Source organism: Chryseobacterium sp. CH25 (assembly GCF_004119455.1).
In the GTDB taxonomy this organism is placed as follows: domain Bacteria; phylum Bacteroidota; class Bacteroidia; order Flavobacteriales; family Weeksellaceae; genus Chryseobacterium.
On the sequence record NZ_NRQT01000005.1, the window covers coordinates 40,176 to 59,029 of the forward strand.

General features: G+C 35.2%; 12 protein-coding genes and 1 pseudogene. 7 read left to right on the forward strand and 6 right to left on the reverse strand.

Annotation, left to right across the window (positions count from 1 at the left end; all coding sequences use genetic code 11):
• Positions 1 to 135 precede the first annotated feature (135 nt).
• On the forward strand, positions 136 to 972 hold the full coding sequence (locus tag BOQ64_RS13090; protein ID WP_164975807.1) for a DUF4476 domain-containing protein: 837 nt from the start codon (positions 136 to 138) through the stop codon (positions 970 to 972).
• A 367-nt stretch (positions 973 to 1,339) separates the two neighbouring features.
• Here the strand turns inward: BOQ64_RS13090 and BOQ64_RS13095 are convergent, their stop codons facing one another.
• Entirely contained in the window at positions 1,340 to 1,786 is a 447-nt protein-coding gene (locus tag BOQ64_RS13095) for a hypothetical protein (protein WP_129057288.1), read from the reverse strand.
• A 130-nt stretch (positions 1,787 to 1,916) separates the two neighbouring features.
• Between BOQ64_RS13095 and BOQ64_RS13100 the strand changes: the two genes are divergently transcribed.
• The gene (locus BOQ64_RS13100) at positions 1,917 to 2,744 is read left to right on the forward strand and encodes a S1 RNA-binding domain-containing protein (protein WP_129057289.1); all 828 of its coding nucleotides are present in this window, start codon (positions 1,917 to 1,919) and stop codon (positions 2,742 to 2,744) included.
• Positions 2,745 to 2,777: 33 nt separating this feature from the next.
• Here the strand turns inward: BOQ64_RS13100 and BOQ64_RS13105 are convergent, their stop codons facing one another.
• On the reverse strand, positions 2,778 to 6,107 hold the full coding sequence (locus BOQ64_RS13105) for a T9SS type B sorting domain-containing protein (protein ID WP_129057290.1): 3,330 nt from the start codon (positions 6,105 to 6,107) through the stop codon (positions 2,778 to 2,780).
• A gap of 177 nt (positions 6,108 to 6,284) precedes the next feature.
• Between BOQ64_RS13105 and BOQ64_RS13110 the strand changes: the two genes are divergently transcribed.
• The 4 genes and pseudogenes from BOQ64_RS13110 to BOQ64_RS13125 all read left to right on the forward strand — a co-directional run bounded on the left by BOQ64_RS13110 (position 6,285) and on the right by BOQ64_RS13125 (position 12,577).
• The gene (locus tag BOQ64_RS13110) at positions 6,285 to 6,878 is read left to right on the forward strand and encodes a TetR/AcrR family transcriptional regulator (protein ID WP_129057291.1); all 594 of its coding nucleotides are present in this window, start codon (positions 6,285 to 6,287) and stop codon (positions 6,876 to 6,878) included.
• 86 nt (positions 6,879 to 6,964) lie between these two features.
• Positions 6,965 to 8,317, forward strand: a complete 1,353-nt coding sequence (locus BOQ64_RS13115; protein WP_129057292.1) for a TolC family protein — start codon at positions 6,965 to 6,967, stop codon at positions 8,315 to 8,317.
• 6 nt (positions 8,318 to 8,323) lie between these two features.
• Positions 8,324 to 9,385, forward strand: coding sequence for an efflux RND transporter periplasmic adaptor subunit (locus tag BOQ64_RS13120; protein WP_129057293.1), 1,062 nt, complete (start codon positions 8,324 to 8,326; stop codon positions 9,383 to 9,385).
• Between the two features lie 7 nt (positions 9,386 to 9,392).
• Positions 9,393 to 12,577, forward strand: a pseudogene (locus BOQ64_RS13125) (efflux RND transporter permease subunit).
• A 373-nt stretch (positions 12,578 to 12,950) separates the two neighbouring features.
• Here the strand turns inward: BOQ64_RS13125 and BOQ64_RS13130 are convergent.
• The 4 genes from BOQ64_RS13130 to BOQ64_RS13145 all read right to left on the reverse strand — a co-directional run bounded on the left by BOQ64_RS13130 (position 12,951) and on the right by BOQ64_RS13145 (position 16,226).
• Positions 12,951 to 13,397 (reverse strand): KTSC domain-containing protein, encoded by a 447-nt coding sequence (locus tag BOQ64_RS13130; protein WP_129057295.1) that lies wholly within the window; start codon positions 13,395 to 13,397, stop codon positions 12,951 to 12,953.
• A 156-nt stretch (positions 13,398 to 13,553) separates the two neighbouring features.
• Entirely contained in the window at positions 13,554 to 14,498 is a 945-nt protein-coding gene (locus tag BOQ64_RS13135) for a WG repeat-containing protein (RefSeq protein WP_129057296.1), read from the reverse strand.
• A 130-nt stretch (positions 14,499 to 14,628) separates the two neighbouring features.
• Positions 14,629 to 15,381, reverse strand: coding sequence for a hypothetical protein (locus tag BOQ64_RS13140; protein WP_129057297.1), 753 nt, complete (start codon positions 15,379 to 15,381; stop codon positions 14,629 to 14,631).
• Between the two features lie 167 nt (positions 15,382 to 15,548).
• Positions 15,549 to 16,226 carry a hypothetical protein gene (locus BOQ64_RS13145; protein ID WP_228448367.1) on the reverse strand — a complete coding sequence of 226 codons (678 nt, stop codon included), beginning with the start codon at positions 16,224 to 16,226 and terminating at the stop codon, positions 15,549 to 15,551.
• 314 nt (positions 16,227 to 16,540) lie between these two features.
• Between BOQ64_RS13145 and BOQ64_RS13150 the strand changes: the two genes are divergently transcribed.
• Complete coding sequence (locus tag BOQ64_RS13150) at positions 16,541 to 18,841, forward strand: tetratricopeptide repeat protein (RefSeq protein ID WP_129057299.1); 2,301 nt, start codon at positions 16,541 to 16,543, stop codon at positions 18,839 to 18,841.
• Positions 18,842 to 18,854 lie beyond the last annotated feature (13 nt).

An 18,854-nucleotide genomic window follows, 5' to 3' on the forward strand; every position in this document is an offset into this window, starting at 1 on the left:
ACCATACTTTTAAATAGGAGTGCATAAAGGATTTATTCATACACCAAGTAGAAGTCAATGCTTAGAATTTCAGTATAGAGGGTATAATAAGCCTTTTTTGGCATAAAAATGGAGATTGATTTTGAAAAATTAAATATGAAGAAAATTTTTATAGGTTTAACGCTTTTGATGGGCATCAGCTCTTTTGCTCAAGAGGCAGGTAAGGTTGGTGAATTGTTGAGGAATGAAGCCTCAACTACTGAAATGCAGGCTCCAAAAACAGATTTAAAAAATAAAACTTTTGATCGTAATTCAGGGAATCAAAATGGAAGGATGAAAACCCCAAATTATCAATGGAACAGAAATTACGGTTATGCTGAAGTTTTTTTAAGAATTCCTGAACAGGGCTTTTTTACAGTAGAAGTTGGTGATCAGATGATAGCTAATGGCTCTGGTAAATACCGTTTTTTCGATCTTCAATCCGGAAGAATGCCAATATCCATCTATGAAAATGGATTTTTAATATACAGAACTTCTTTAATGCTTCGCAATAACAGCAGAATGGTATTAGATTTTTTCACCAATCAAGGTTTGTATTTATTAGACTCATATTCGGTGCAGGGACAGTATGGATTTAATGACTGGAACGATATCTGGAACAATCCTTATGGAAACCAATCCGGAAATTGGAATAATCCAGGAAATGTGATGGATAACAGTACTTTCCGACAGTTTTTTGAAATGTTGCAGAGAAACGAAAAGTTTGATGATGGAAAACTGGCTATGATTAATCAACAGATGAGAAATTCTATGTTTACTGCGGTGCAGATAAGAGATCTGGTGAAATCATTAAGCTTTGATAAAAATAAATTATCTCTGGCTAAGTCTATGTATCTGAACTGTGTAGATAAGAATAAGTATTTTGTGGTATACGATGCTTTTGATTTTGAAAACAGTAAAAGGGAGCTTAGAGATTATATTTCCAGATTATAATACAATGAGAGAAGTTTTTTTGACTTCTCTTTTTTTGTCTAAAAGTGTAAACATAATAAGAGGCTTGGTCATTGCGAACCGAAGGTGAAGCAATCTCAACAATATAAGTATGTTGAAAATCGCAAAGTCGCGAAGTTATTTTTTGAAAAGCTACAGTTTTTAAGTTGCAAGGATGTTATCTCCGATAAAATTGAATGATGGATATATTTTTTCGCGCAGATTTTATAGACCGCGTAGATATCTGATCCTATAATTTATCTACAAGATGCTTTTTAAATTTCTCTTACAGATGCCACAGATATTTAATCCTATAAATTATCAATTATAGAAAAATCTATGGAATCGGCCATATCTGTGAGAGGTAAATTTACATCACCTTCATTTTATCATAAAACTTGGAGTGATTGGGCGCAATATTAAACTGAATGCCAAAAGTGATCCCTTTAAAATACTTTTCTTTATGTATAGGGAAAGCATAACCGGTATTGATAAATAGCAGATTGAACAATGAAATTCCAATCCTTGGCTCTAGTGCATATTGATTGATAGAAGTGCCATACAATAAACCGTTATTGATATAATAAATATTAACCTCAGGAATAAATTTATTGGTTTCATTAATACGGGTATAAAGCATAGAAGGTCCTAAGATTACAGATTGATAGTTGGATTCTCCAAGCCTGAATTCCAACCCGGCCTGTAAAACATTTCTTCCAGTGTATCGGTAGGCTATATTGAGAGCTGCTTTATCCAATAACTGGGCTTTTGAAATAAAAAAAGATAGAAGAAATGCTGTGGCAAAATATTTTTTCATGTTTTTCAGTTTTTTCAGTTCAAATGTACAGGTTTTAAAGGCTGTTTTAAAGATAAAAATGATTCTTAAAAGTATTCACTAGGTTATAATCTTCAAATTTCCGTACCTTTGTCAGCTAATTTTATCATCAATGCAACTCGGAAAAACTCAGACTTTACAAATTTCAGAAAAACTCAATTCAGGATGGATCTTAATAGATGAAGAATCCGGTGAAAAAGCTTTTCTTCCTAAAATCTTTATTCGTGAAGAACAGGAAGTGGGAGAGTATGTTGAGGTTTTTGTATATCAGGATGATGATAAATTAAAGGCTACCACAGAAATTCCTTTGGCAGAAGTAGGTGAATTTGCGGTAATGAGCTGTGTACAGAGTCTTCCAAGTGGAGCTTTTATGGATTGGGGAATCATTAAAGATTTATTTGTTCCATACAAACAGCAGAAAACCAAAATTATTGAAGGCAAAAGATATCTTGTGTATCTTTATGTAGATGAAGATATGGAACTGATTACCGGAACTACCAAATTCAAGAGAAATCCACAATATGAAGATCTTCCGTTCCAGAAAGGAGATAAGGTAGATCTTATCATGATGAATGAAAGTGAACTGGGCTGGAATGTTGTCATCAATAAAAAGTATATCGGTTTGGTATATGCTTCTGATGTCTTCAAAAAACTGTATCCGCTTTCTGAGGAGAAAGGATATATTAAGGCTATTCGTGAAGACGGAAAAATTGATATCTCTCTACAGCCAGAAGGATTTGAGAATATCGATGAATTCAAGCAGAAGATTTTGGACAGATTAGAAGAAAATTATGGACTTCTGTATGTTTCAGATAAATCTACTCCTGAAGAGATTAAAGATGAACTTCAGATGAGTAAAAAGAACTTTAAGAAAGCAATCGGTGGTCTTTATAAAGATAAAATCATCGATATTTCAGACGACAAAATAAAATTATTATAAAATAAAAAGGAGCAGAATTTTCTGCTCCTTTTTTTATTCTCTGTTTTTAACTAACAGCCAACCGCTGTAATTTCTCCCATCAGAAACTTTTATTGTATACCAGTAGCTTCCTGTCGCTATCGGTTGTAAATCATATTTTCCATCCCATTGGAAAGGTTTCTTTTTGATTATTTCTTTATAGAGAAGAAGTCCCTTTCTGTCATATATATAAACTTCAGTCTCCGGATAGTTTTCTAGTCCTGCAATTCTCCAGATATCATTAATTCCGTCAGCGTTAGGGGTAATTGTATTTGGAATATTAAAAATAGAAAAGCTTTTCTTTCCAATTACACATCCGGATTTTGTTCTTACATATACAGTGTATTCGCCCAAATGTAAATTGGTGAAAATATTGGAATCCTGCCAAGTGGTATTATCAAGAGAGTATTCATAATTACCTGTTTCAGAAATAATAACCGTTGCTGTATTGTTGGTAATATTTACAGATACAATTTGAGGTAAAACTGAATAATTTATTTTCGTAGAGCTGGTACTTTCGCAGCCAAAATTGTTGATTACTTTTACCGAATAGGTCCCGGGTAGAGATACTGTAATAGATTGAGTTGTTGCCCCCGTATTCCATAGATAGGATTTGAATCCGGTTCCAGCATCTAATACAGCAGATTTACCTTCACAAAAATCCAATTTTTCAGGTAATGTAACCACAGGTTTTGGATTAAGTGTTAGACTCAGTCTTACCATTATAAAGCATCCTTCAGCAGTACTAACCTTTACATTAATAAGGTTGGAACCAATATTTAAAATATAAGCAGAAGGGTTGGAAATAATATTTCCTGCTGCATCTGTATAAGAGAAAATATAATTATTAGGGTTATTAATGATATTACCATCATAAGTATGAAGATTAACTATCATTGTATTTCCTGTATTGTCATTACATAATGTCTGTGCATAGCCTTTAGCCGGAACATTATTTGAAGATAAGGTTACTGAAATGGCTAGCTTTTCGGATTCGCAATTGTTTAGTTTTTGGGTTACATAATAAGTCTGTCCATGTACAAGAGTTGTTGTAACAGGAAGAATATTTCCTGCAGCATCGTAGAAGGTTAATGAAGTTCCTGCAACAATTAATTTTTCCAGTGTAGGATTTGCTGAAGAACAGAAATCCTGATTGATATTGGCTGCTGGTTTAGGTGTACTGTTTACAGTAACCTGAATAGCAATTTTACTACTTTCACAGCTATTTATTGTTTGAGAAGCGTAATAAGTCTGTCCATTTACCAGAGGTGATGTTACAGGTAAATTTACACCTGCTGCATCATACCATTTTATATCCTGGCCTGTGATCTGGATATCTGAAACTTTAGGGTTGTTTGTGGCGCAGAATGTTTGCTGCTGGGGCGCTGTTGGAATAGTATTTTGTATTGAAAATACTTTAAAAGGAACTTTTTCGCTCTCACAATCCGAATTATATTGAGAAACGTAATATTGAACCCCTCCAGTAATATAGGATGTACTGCTAATTAAATTACCGGCAGCATCATAGAATCTGGTATTTTGATTATTATTAATGTTCAGTTGATGCAGGGTCATTTGATTAACATTACTGCAAAAATAGAAATCGTTTACAGTCAATTTGAGTGGTGCATTTTTGATGATTACTTTTACAGCTAATCTTTTATTATTAAAAGGACAAGATTCATCCTGAACGGAAGCATAATAAGTACTGTTGTTTTGTAAAGGAGTTGTACTGCTCAAAGGAGTTGTTGATGTTAAAGAATCATACCAGGTTGTATAAGATGTATTAGGATATAGATTGTTTATTGTTGGATTGATTGATGAACAAAATGTTTGTGTTTTATCTCCATCTGGTGTACCATTATAACACTTCCCGAACTTTTGAATGAAAGAGCTTATATTATTATTTGTATATTTTATATCTTTAATATCCAGATCTGGATTAAAGTCTTGATATCCTGTGTAATTTCCGACAAGAATCATGTTTCCTTCATAATCTATACTCTGGTCAAAAGTATAAGAAGAAAAATCGCTTTTATTGAATATTAATTTGCCATCATTTCTGAACTTTAAATAATATGTTTGAGAATCATTTGATAAATAGCTGTAATTAAGACCTATGTCTATTCTTTTTACAATTTCAGTTGCATTATTATTTCCATTGATAACTTTAATCATATTGTCAGCATAACGTACAAAAAAATTAATGGTATTGTCAGCATTGAGTTTAATAGAACGAAAGTCATAGCTTACATCTCCTTTTATGAGTGAATTCCATACCAAATGTCCATTTGTGTTTATTTTATAAATCACTGTACGTCCATCCATAGGAATATTTATCGTAGTATTTGGAAAGGTAATATTTTGAGTATGATAATTATTACTTGCAGTGTAAATATTATTGGTGTTATCAATTTCAATCTTTGAGTTTGAAGTACCCAGATAAGCACTGAAATAAGTCAATGGCTGATACCACGTAAAATTTCCATTCGTATTGAATTTCGCTAGAAAACTTTGATTATAATTAGTGCTACTGGACGGAAAAGTATTATTATCAATTTTTAAATAAGCTTCAAAATTTCCAAGAACAATAATATCATTGTTATGATCTGTTTTTACAGTATGTATTGTTGGGGTATTGTGAGCATGAAGAGGACGGGCCCACGAAAAAGCTCCGGTAGAGGTATTTTTCATAATAAATAACCCATTTGGAGGTGGCAGATGAAATACCGCATTAGGATCGGGATTCAAATCGGTAAGAAATGATGGAGGATAATTAATATAATTTCCTGTAGAGATAATATTGTTATTCAAATCAATAGTACAGGTCATATTAGAGACATAGTTGTAAATATTTCCAAAGACAAAATTTCCATTAGAGTCTAATTTTACCATAAATGAACTGCTTTGGTTAATTCCTGTATTAAAAATAGTCTCAGAATTAGGATCTAATTTTAAATCGTTTCCATCTGTATATCCTGTAAGTAAGAGATTATCCTGCTTATCTACAACTAAGGAATTTAATGAAGAATAATATTTTGATCTGATCTCTTTTACCCAGATTACATTTTTGTTCTTGTCAAACTTTGCAATAACCACCCTTGAATCTTCATCAACAGTGGTTGTTTTCGTGATGTTATCAAATGTAATAGCATTGATGCTGGGAAATGCAAAACGACCATATCTTCCTCCTACATAAATGTTTCCTTGTGAATCTGTATCGCTAAAAGCAATAAAATGCTGAGATTCTATAATATGACTTTTAGTTTGAAAATCCCAAAGCAGATTTTGTGAAAATAGAAGTACGGCGCTCAAAATCATGAACAGCGAAAGAATTTTCTTCATCAGGTTATTAATTTTTGCGGCAAAGATATAAAAATTGATTTTTCGTTAAATAGTGAATAATCAAAATTTTATTTCAAAAACATGATGTAATCATAACAAATTTGTTTAATTTTTTTGTTTAACAATTTTGTCAAAAACAAAATTCGGTTTAAATTTGCACAAATTTGTTTAACAAAAATGTCAAATCAAGCAAAAAAAGACCAAACACAGGAATTGATCAAGGAGACAGCGAAGAAATTATTCTTTGTGAAAGGAAAATTTGATGCTACTACGCAGGAGATTGCAGATGAAGCAGGAGTAAATAGAACCCTTATTAATTATTATTTCCGATCAAGAGACAAACTGATTCAGATCATCTTTGATGAAGCACAGAAAGTAGAGCAGGAAAAATCAAAGATCATTCAGAATTCGGATCTTCCATTTAAGGAGAAGATCAGCAAGTTTATAGAAAGCAGCCTTTCTACGAGCCTTCAGTATCCATATCTGGAAACGTATATCGTTTCACAGATCAATAAAGGAACCTGCCATCAGAGAGAAATAGAAGAAGATATTCTTGAAACCATGTATAAAGATATTGAAAAAGAAATGGAATTGGGAAATATTGAAAAAATGGCTCCCGTTCAGTTTATCCTGAATATGGTTTCATTACTGGTTTTTCCAAGTGCAATACGACCTTTGTTTATGGAGAATCTGATGATTAGTGACGAAGAATATGATAAGATTATTTCAGAAAGAAAAGAGATTATTATCAATATGTTATTTAAAAACTAACAAAATCTAAAGTATTTCTTAAAATGAATCGTCAGTTAGAAATAAAAGCAAGGAAAAAATTAAAAAAATAAACGAAGTATAAAATTATGAAAAGAAAACGTATAACTGCTAAAAAGCTAAAGATTGGGATAGCTGCAGCATTTATGATTTTCGGTTTTTCATCGGTGTCTGCCCAGCAGCAGGTTTCTCTGCAGGAAGCAATAAAACAGGCACTCCAGAATAAGGCAGAAGCTAAAAAAGCAGCCTTACAGGTAAAAAAAGCCGAATATAAGATTGATGAGGCTAAAGCTGGAGCTCTTCCACAGATTAGTGTAGCCGGTGGTGTTTCTTATAACCCGATTATCCAGGAAACTGTGGTAGAGATTATGGGGCAGAGAAACATTTTCAAAATGGGACAGCCATGGAACTCCAATATTTCCGCTTCATTGAACCAGGCATTGTTTGATCAGAGAGTTTTCATTGGTTTAAAAGCTGCAAAGTCTACCAGAGAATTCTATGTGCTTAACTCTCAGCTTACCAATGAACAGATCATTGTGAATGTAGCTACAGCCTATTACAATGTATTTGTACAGGAAGAAAACCTGAAAACATTGGAAACAAGCTATGCCAACACAGAGAAAGTAAGAAATGTTATTAAAAGTTTAGTTGATAATGGTTTAGCAAAGCCGATTGATCTTGACAGAACCAATGTTCAGCTTACAAACATTGCTTCCAATAAGCAAAAGCTTATCAATGGAGTAGAACTTACCAAAAATGCATTGAAGTTTTATATGGGAATTCCAATAGACTCTCAGATTGAACTGGAAGAAAAAAGCATCGAACCAAAACCTGAGCTTATTTCAGGACAGATTAGTTTAGATAACAGATCTGAAATTAAAGTTCTTAAGAAACAAATGGAGCTTTTACAGTTCAATAAAAAAGCTACTGAAGCATTCCTTTATCCTACTGTAAGCCTTCAGGCGAACTACGGTTGGTACGGAATGGGAACAAAATTCCCTTGGTTCAACGGTATCAGTAATGGTGTAAACTGGAGTGATGCAGCCTCTGTAGGATTAAATGTAAACATTCCGATTTTTACGGGTGGAGCTACAAAATCTAAGATTCAACAGGCCGAAATTGATATCCAGGATTTAAATCAGGATATTGAAAACACTCAGTTAAGTCTGAATTTAGATTATAAAAATGCAACTACCAATATGGAGAATGCTTTAATCAATATTCAGAGTATGAAGGATAACGTTGCACTGGCAGAAAAAGTACAGGCGAATACACAATCCAACTATCAATACGGTTTAGCAACACTTACAGATCTATTGGATACAGATAACTCATTAACAGAAGCAAAGCAAAACTATGCCAATGCTCTATTGGATTATAAGCAGGCTGAAATTCAGTTAATGAAAGCAAAAGGAGAATTAAACACACTACAAAACCCATAATAAGCAATGAAAAAAACTTTAATATATATCATCGTAGCAGCTGTACTGGTTGGGTTGGCAGCTTACAAGATTGCAGGTAACAAAGAGAAGCAGACTCAGGAAGTAAAAGAGGTTGCCAAGCAGGTAGATAAAATCAACGTTAATATCGTAACGGTAGCAAGAGAAAATATTGATACAGATTATTCTGCAAACGGTACCTTCCTTCCTAAGCAGGAAATGAATCAGGCTTCTGAGATTTCAGGACGTATTGTTAGCGTTTTAGTGAAAGAAGGTTCAAGAGTAGGAGCAGGTCAGGTTTTAGCAACCATCAAAAGAGATGCTATCGAAGTTGACGTTACTCAGGCTCAGAATAATCTACAAAATGCCATTATCGATAACCAACGTTACGAAAATGCATATAAAACAGGTGGAGTTACTAAACAACAGCTTGATAATTCAAGACTGCAACTGAAAAATATGCAGGCTGCAGTGAGAGCACAAGGCGTTAAAGTAAACGATACAAGCATCCGTGCAGGAATCAGTGGTACAGTTAATAAGAAAATGGTGGAGCCGGGAACTGTAGTTTCTCCGGGAACAGCAATGTTTGAGATCGTTAATATCAACAGCTTAAAACTTTCTGTTTTAGTAGATGAAAGCCAGGTTGGAAAAATCCAGTTAGGTCAGGAAGTTCCAATTAAAGTAAACGTTTTACCGGAAGACTCTTTCGTAGGTAGAATTACATTTATCGCTCCTAAAAGTGATGCATCTTTGAATTTCCCGGTTGAAATCGAAGTTCAGAACAGAGGAAACCTGAAAGCAGGGATGTACGCAACCGCTACCTTTAAAACAAACCATGGTGCAGAAACTCAGAATATGCTGACTGTTCCTGCTGAAGCGTTTGTAAACGGAGTAAGTTCAGGACAGTTATTCGTTGTTCAGAACGGTGTTGCTAAATTGATTAAAGTAACTGTAGGAAAAGTTTACGGAGACAAAGTACAGGTATTAAGCGGGCTGAATGGTGGTGAGCAAATAGTAACCAGCGGACAGATTAACCTGGACAACGGATCTAAAGTGAACATTATAAAGTAAACGATATATGAAGTTAGCAGAAATATCGATTAAAAGACCCTCGTTGGTAATTGTATTATTTACAATTCTGACGCTGGGAGGTATCCTGAGTTATACGCTCATGGGATACGAATTGATTCCGAAGTTTGAAACCAACATGGTAACCATTTCCACGGTGTATCCGGGAGCTTCACCTGCCGAGGTGGAAACATCCGTCACCCGAAAGATTGAGGATGCTGTAGGTTCTTTGGAAAACGTAAAAAAAGTAGAATCTTCTTCATATGAAAGTTTATCCGTTATCATGGTTCAGCTGAACAATGGTGCCGATGTAGACTTTGCTTTGAATGATGCTCAGAGAAAGGTAAACGCAATCTTGGGAGATCTTCCGGACGACGTGAAAGCCCCTTCACTGAATAAATTCTCCTTAGATGATTTACCGATTATCACGATGAGTATTTCATCTGATAAATTAAACAGTAAGGATCTTTACGACTTATTGGATAAAAAGATTGAACCTATTTTCTCCCGTGTAAACGGAGTTGCTCAGGTTGACCTTGTAGGTGGGCAGGAGAGAGAAATTCAGGTGAATCTGGATGAAAAGAAATTGCAGGGATACGGACTTTCTATTGGAGATGTTCAGCAGGCAATCCTTTCTTCAAACTTAGATTTCCCTACAGGTAGCTTGAAAACAAGAACTACTAAATCTACGATCAGATTATCAGGAAAATATAAGTCTACTGAGGAAATGAACAACCTTGTCGTTTCCAACAAAAATGGAGCACAGGTTCGTTTATCTGATATTGCCACTGTTTTTGACTCTCAGAAAGATGTTGAAAAAGTAGCGAGATTCAACCAGTTTCCAACGATCTTAATGCAGGTTAAAAAGCAGTCTGATGCGAACGCAGTAGCAGTATCTGAAAGTATTCAGAAAACGATTAAAACCGTAGAAGAGGCTTACAAATTCAGGGAGTAAAAGTAAAAATCGTAAATGATACTACAGAATTTACCCTTGAATCAGCTAACCACGTAATTTTCGACTTATTCTTAGCAATTATTCTTGTGGCGATTGTAATGCTATTGTTCCTTCACAGTATCAGAAACGCATTCATCGTAATGGTTTCCATCCCGGCTTCATTGGTGGCAGCGTTCATCGGAATGAACCTGATGGGATATACTTTGAACTTAATGAGTTTACTAGGTCTTTCCCTTGTGGTAGGTATCCTGGTGGATGACGCGATTGTGGTATTGGAAAACATCTACCGTCACATGGAGATGGGGAAAAGCAAGATCAGAGCGGCATATGACGGAGCATCAGAAATTGGATTTACCGTTGCTGCGATTACCTTGGTAATTGTGGTGGTATTCTTACCGATTGCGATGAGTTCAGGGCTTGTAGCTAACATCTTAGCACAGTTCTGCGTCACGGTGGTTATTGCGACGTTACTGTCATTATTAGCTTCATTTACCATCATCCCTTGGTTATCATCAAGATTCGGTAAACTGGAGCATTTAACAGGGAAAAACTGGTTTGAGAAATTCATCCTTTGGTTTGAAGGTCTAATCGACAAGTTCACTCACTGGATTACAGATATTCTTGAATGGTGTCTGAAAACAACTTTAAGAAGAATTTCTACAGTGGTTATTACATTCATTGTTTTAATCAGTTCATTCTCGTTAGTAATCTTCGGATTCATTGGAGGGGAATTCTTCCCACCAATTGACCGTGGTCAGTTCTTAGTACAGATGGAGCTTTCTAAAGATGCTACTGTTGAAAAGACCAACCAATTAACATTAGAGGTTGAAAAATACCTGAGAAATGATAAAGATGTTGTAGACTTAATTACAACTGTTGGACAGCAATCTACAGGTTTTGGTGGAGCTCAGGCAACAACTTACCAATCTGAGGTTCAGGTTAACTTAACAGACAAATCTGAACGTTCTGAAAGTACCAACATCAAGGCTGCAAAAGTAAAAAGAGCCTTAGAAGAGAAATTTACAGGAGTAGAGTTTAAAACAGCTCCAATCGGTATCATGGGTGCAGAAAATGCTCCAATTGAAATGGTAGTAACGGCTCCTGATAACGCAACAGCGGTAAAAGAAGCTACAAGAATCCTGGATCTATTGAAAAAAGTTCCTGGAGCAGTAGATGCAGAATTATCAACGGACTCTGGTAACCCGGAAGTACAGGTAAATATCGACAGAGATAAAATGGCTTCTCTAGGCTTAAATCTTTCAAGTGTAGGACAGACAATGCAGACTGCATTTAACGGAAATACAGATGGGAAATTCAGAGCAGGAGAGTACGAATATGACATTAACATCCGTTTCGGAGATTTGAACAGACAGTCAATTGATGATGTTAAAAACCTGATGTTTACAAACCCTCAGGGGCAGCAGGTTCGTTTGAGCCAGTTTGCTGAAGTAAAAATGGGTTCAGGGCCAAGTTTGCTTGAACGTAGAGACAAGTCTCCTTCAGTAAAAGTAAGAGCTAAAGCAGTAGGTAGACCAGTTGGAGACGTAGCGAACGAATGGGCTGCTAAGTTCATGAATGAGAAAAAACCTATCGGTGTAGATTACATCTGGAGTGGGGATATGGAGAACCAGCAGGAAGGTTTCGGTACTTTAGGAATTGCTTTATTAGCGGCTATCGTATTGGTATATCTTGTAATGGTATCATTATATGACAGTTTCGTATATCCTTTCGTAGTATTGTTCTCTATTCCGTTGGCAATGATCGGGGTAATGGTAATCCTTGCCTTAACAGCTAACTCATTGAACATCTTCACGATGCTAGGGATGATCATGTTGATTGGATTGGTAGCGAAGAACGCGATTATGATTGTTGACTTTACTAATGCCAGAAAAGCAGCTGGAGCAACAACACATGATGCACTAATTCAGGCTAACCACGCCCGTCTTCGTCCGATCCTGATGACAACTATTGCGATGATCTTCGGTATGTTACCGATCGCATTGGCAACAGGTGCCGGAGCAGAGATGAACAAAGGTCTTGCATGGGTAGTAATCGGTGGTCTTACATCGTCTCTATTCCTTACCTTGATTATTGTACCGGTAGTATACTCTCTATTTGACTCTATCCTAAGAAGAATGGGTAAAGATACCAAAGTAGACTACGAAGCTGAAATGAAGGCAGATTATGTACACAGAGAACTAAATGAAGACGGATTTACGCCTAAACATTTAGACAAATAAAATATCATATACCTTTAATTAATCGAAAGCGCCTCAGAATTTCTGAGGCGCTTTTTTGTTTTTGATATGAATAGTTGTTGTAAAGATAATAGATGAGTTGTAAGTTTTGGCTAAAGCCGTATGGATTTTTGAACTTATAACATGGGCTAAAGCCCATGTCTATTGATGTTATAAGGTAAATTGTAAAAAGAATTTTTCCGAGATATGTTCTATATAATAACCTATCAACAGGATCAATAGGAGCGGGCTTTAGCCCGCTTAATATTACATAATGAATATTGGCTTTAGCCAAAACATAATATTTTGTATATTTTATCAATAAAAAAGACTTCCGGTGTCCACCGAAAGCCTTCATATATTGTATCTGAAAAAATTAGTCTGCCATAGCCTCTCCAGCTTTTCTATAGATAAAGTTTCCATAGACGTGTCTTCTTGCGAAACGGCTTGGAGAATCAGCGTTAACCATTTTGATATAAGTATTTCTTGGAACGCCCATGTATTCATAGGTTTTTCCATTCAAATGCTGAACCGTTAAAATCGATTTCTCAAGATAAAAATCCTGAATATTAGATTGGGTAATGGTCTCAGTATATTCTTCTTTATATTTTTCCTGAGTTTCAGGATTGATGCTTACCAGGAAATGATAAGCTTCAATTACAGACTTACTTCTTTCTTCTGCTGCCACTTTTCCTGCTTCATCATTGATAAATTTATCAGGATGTGTATCTTTCATCACATTTCTGTAAATGGTCTTTAACTCTTTTAAAGTTACATTTTTATCAACTCCAAGAAGGGTTCTGTGCTCACCAATTCGTTTCATATTTTGAATTCTTATTTTCGGGGTGCAAAATTAAGGAAATTAATTGAATAAACTGTAACTTATTCATTATTAATTTATTTTGTGATTTTTTGGAAATAAGTTATTGTTAGAGAAGTGGATAAAATTGAATTTTAAAGATGATGAAGTCTTTCAAAATTATTTTACATAATAAGGAACAATTCTCTTATCCAAAATAAAATAGAAATCATTTCCTGTTCTGGCTAAAATACCATCCTCGGAAATCCAGTCGTATTCTTTCTCTAGTGTCGTTCCATCGGTATAAAGCAAGCCATACTTTTGTCCGTTTTGATAAATTCCCAGTTTAGTTTGTGCATATAACAATGTCTGACATAGCCATAGACTTTGGGTAATCAATTTCCCTTCAGGATTATAATAGTACCACACATTATCTTTTTTAAGAGGAAGTATATTGACAACATTGACACGGTTTGGGATAAAATTGACTGGTGATTCTTCGTATTCAAAGGGAACCAGGATTTTTCCGGTTCTGTCGATAATCCCTATTTTTCCATCTTTTCGTACCATGAAATAATTGCCATCCAATGGCGTAGCATTTTCAACTTCAAATTTGTTGGTATAAAGAATATACTGGCCTGTTTCATTTTTTATGAAAGGGAATCTTAATAAAACCGGATAACCACAGGAAGTTCCTAAACAGCGCTCAAATTCTCCATTGTGCCTATTGAAAGTGTATTCAGTGCTATTTTCATTCATTAAAAAGCTGATGAAATTAGTGCTGCATGTTGTTCGGTTATTAATCCTGGTATAAACTCCTTTGTCTAAAATAAAAGACCCTGTATGGTCAATTACATTATATGATTTTGTTTCAGAATCAAAAACCAGAGCATATTTCCCGTAAAAAGGGTAGGCTTCTCTAAATTTTTTATTGAAAACAGGCTGTCCGTCTTTCAGATTGATATACATGAAGGCTCCATTTTGGTAAGTGGGAAGAATGCTGTCCTTAGGAGTTTGAGAGGATGTGTTTTTTACCAGAGTAACGAGATTAAATGGGATATCAATTTGAGCCTTTACAGAGATCACAGACAAAAAAATACAAAAACAGTACAGTCCTTTTTTCATAGTTATCAGTTAGCCGATAAAAATAGTAAATCCGGATCATTTAAAGTAGGTATGTTTTAATATTTATATCGCATAAAAAACAGTACCCAAAATGAGTACTGTTATATATTATTTTAATCTTTCAATTATCCTAAGGTTCGTCGCAATTTTTCTTCAGTTTTGTGAAAATCTTGTCGAAATCTCTGTAAACATTACCTTCCTCATCGCGCTTCTGTCTGAAGCTGCTGTTGGCACAATTGTGAAAACTAAGTCCAATCATATCGATTAATGCATAATCTTCTCTTTGTGGATCTTCCATTTTAGCATTGAAGCGGTTCATTACTCCTTGTGGATCAGAGTTGTTCTTGCTTTTTAGTTCGGTATAGGCTTTCCATGAAGCAAACATTTTCTCTCTGTCGGGAGAAGATATAGCATCAATGGATTCTCTGCAGGTTTCATAGAATCTACTGTTCTTAAGGGTAGTAGGGTCAGAAAAGGCCAGGATTTCTTCCTTATTCAGCTCATATTCATTCTCAAAAGTTTGAATGGCATTTTCATACAACTTCTTCCAAACCGGCTGATTGATTACTTTAAGGCTGTAAAGTTCTTGTTTTTTCTCCTGGTACTGTTTTTCCAGATTTTCCAGATGCTGATCTTTGTTTCTGCGGATTTCTTCAAGGCTGGAAATTTTGAAAATAGGATTCGTATCAAAATGAACCCCATTGAATTTGTATAAAAGTTTATTAACGCCGTCTATTTCTTCTTTTTCATATTTGGAAGCATCAAAATATCCCTTGTTATCACAATTGAATGTCTGATAGCTGTACGGTGTCAGGTTGGTTTTTACAGGGCCTTTTTGCCCCGAAACAATAGCAGATAAAGCCAGGGAGAGCCCGACCATCATTTTTCCATGCGCATAGTTGTAGAAAGAATCCGAATTTTCTAAAATTTCCCCACAAAATTAAGGCTTTAAATCCGAAAACTAAAGAATTTAACCAATTTTATACAGTTATTTTTCTTATTTAATGAGAATTTTAATTTTTTGCTTTAAACAGGACGTTTTCTGTCATTTTAAGGCTCATCACAATCTCTTTTTATGGTAACGAAAACTTTTTCAAAAGTTGTAAATAAAGTGTTATCCTCATCCGCTTTAGGTCTGAAACTATGGTTTGCGCAATTATTGAAAGCATTCATAAGATCAATGATGGCATACTCATCCTTTCTCGGATCATTCCATTTGGCAGTAAAAGCATCCTTTGTTCCGGAATAAACTTCTTCGCCTTTTTTAGGCTCAAATAAACCTTTCCATACTGAATACATTTTTTCTTTATCCTTAGTCGTCATGGCATCCACATACTCTTTACAGGTAGTATAAAACTTGCTTTTTGGAAGAGATTGCGGATCAGCATAGCCTAAAAGTAATGCTTTATTGAGCTGATACTCGTTTTCCAAAAGGGTAAGAGCTTCTTCCTGCTGTTTTTTCCATATCGGAAGATTGATAGGTTTGAGTTCTTCAAGTTCTTTTTTTCGCTCCACATATTCTTTTTCATTTTGCTCTAAAAGCTGAGTGCTGCTGTTGCGAACCTTATTGTATTTTACAGGGTTAAAGACAATGAGAGAAGTAAACGGAGAGAAGGTTAAAGGAGATAAAAGTCTGTAAGTGCCATCAATCTCTTCTTTTTTATATTTTGAAGGGTCAAAATACCCTTTAACATCACATCCAAAGGTTTGATAAGCGTAGAGAACCAAAGGATTTTTTTAGCAGGAACTTTTTGAGCAATCATCATCACGGAGAATGCCAGGGAAAGCCCTGTATATAATTTTTTCATGTTCTGTATCGTTGAAAAATTTATTTTTTGAATTCCGGATCAAAATTAAAACTTAAAATCTCAAATCCGGTGATAATCCGGGATTATTTACTCACTGGTTTCCGGGATTTATAAGGCTTGTCATTTGTTTTTCTTTGTGTTTTTTATATTTTGCACCCCTTATATTATAAATTCCAGATACTGCCGGGACAGACAGGAAATATAATGATTGAATTATAGAACAAAATATTAAGAATGTACCACAATTTAGAACAACTGTTTTACAGAAGAGATCTGGACCAGTGTATTATAGAAGGAGAGCAATACTTATTATCTCATCCCCAAGACGAAGAAGTCTTATTTTTAATGGCGGTAGCTTACCATGATATCGTTTACTATGAGGGACATGAAGCGGTTTATGATGCCATCAGAGATTATGTTATTCCTTATTTACGAAGAATACTTCAGGTGAATCCAAATCATCAAAAAGCACTTTACAATATCCTGGATTATCCTTTAGGCAATGAATATGCCCTGATGCAGATCGCCAGAAGCAAAAAACATATTACTCAGGAAAATAAAGCAGAGTTTATAAGCTATGCAGAACGTATGCTGGAAGATCCTGACTACACAGGATATGGGTATGATTTTTTGGTTAAAATATATGAATCTCTGGAAGAAAATAAAGCACTTTTGAACAGTCTTGAAGCTGGAATATATTATTTTCAAAAAGCACATGCCAACAATCGTGAGATCAGAGATAAGAATACCTCACTTTTCTGGATGAAAAAGATCTATTTGCTGGACCGTACAAAAATGGTTTCCGGTGAAGAGCTTACAAACCTTATTGAGAAGGAACATTCTACTTTTGTGACCCACAATGAATATGATTTGATCAACCTTGCCGATATTGCATTTGAAAATAATGCTCCTGACCTTTCTCTGAAGATGATGATGAAGGCGATCAAAGGAGAAAACTCAGCAGTTCATATTCATGAAAAATTAGCAGAGTGGCATCAACGCTTTGCAGAACTCATAAGAAACGGATACAATAATCCTGAGGTTTTCTATTACCAGCTGATTATTGAGAGAAACTACCCTGAATTTCTGAATATTGCTACGGAATTTTACTATCATCATGCCCTTGAGGTTATCAGTTCCCATCCGGAACTGTTCTCAGGATATCATTTTGCAGGAACATTCCTATATGAAAACGAGCGCTATGCTGAAGCTATTCCTTTACTGGACAAAGCTGTGCAGTTATCATCCAATGCTACAGCCTGGAGAAGAAGAGCAGACTCAGAATATCTTTTGAATAGAATGGTATTATCTGAGGTACCTGTGTTTTCGGATTATCCCGCAGACATTTACAATGAAGGGGTCTTACTGAACGAGTGTATAGAGGCATTAGAGGATGAAAATGATAAACAGAAATGGCACAATGTGGGTCGTACCGTGTATGAACAGGCGCATGAAGCATTCGGGAAGTATTTTGAAGAAGGTAAGTTTGAAAGCGACTATTACAACGACTTGCATACCAGAGCAATGTGCTGTAATAATTTAGCCATTAAATATTCATTGCTGGGAGATTATCAGGCAGCAGTAGAGATCGCTTCTGAAGGACTTAGATATTCAGAGTTCATGGAACTTCACCTGACCTTAATTGATGCTTTGGTGAATGGAGGAAATTATGAAAGGGCAGAAAAAGCACTGAGTAACTACTTTAATCTTTATGGCGAATCCGAAGACTATTTTTATAAAAGCCTTTACAACAAGGCACTTCAGGTGCAGATTCATGAATTACTGGGAGTTGATGATGTTGATAAAGAAGCAGAGGAATTACTTACCTACATTTATCAACATACCACAGAGAATCCTGAAATTGATGATTATGACTACAGGGATCTGGAAGCTGCAAAAAATAAATTGGAAGGCATTTTATTTCACCATTTGGACAGGCAGGATCTTCATGTCAGAAAAACTCATTATGAAGGGATGGCAGAACGTTTTCCACAGGAAGCGAATCCTCAGTATGCCTTGATGCAGATCTATAATGAAGAGGAACATTACGGACAGGTAGCGTTGACGGCTAAAAGATATCTAGAAAATAAAAAAGAATTCCTTTTGGATGCTTTTGATAAAGCTAAAACCATTTATATGATCGTTAAAAGTGATTTCCTTCAAGGGAATTACGATGAAGCGGTATCCATTTTCAGTGAATATGATGCAGAATGTAACGAAGTAATGGATCCTGAAGATTATGTACTTTGGCTGAGCTATGGAGTAAGAGTTTATGAAAAACTGAATAGTAAAGATAAGACTTTATCCCTTGCCGAAAGGTTTAATACCATTTACAATGCTGAAGAATGGGGATATGACGATCTTGTGGAAAGTGTTGAGTTGGCAAAAGCAGTTGTTTTATATCAGGCTGGAAATTTGAAAGATGCCCACGCTATATTGGATCAGGTACGTTCGGTTGCAGATTATGATCCTATTGCAGATGAATATAAAGCTTCATGGAAGAAGCCCGGACTGTTTTCTAAATTCGGATTTTAATCATTAAAGAAAA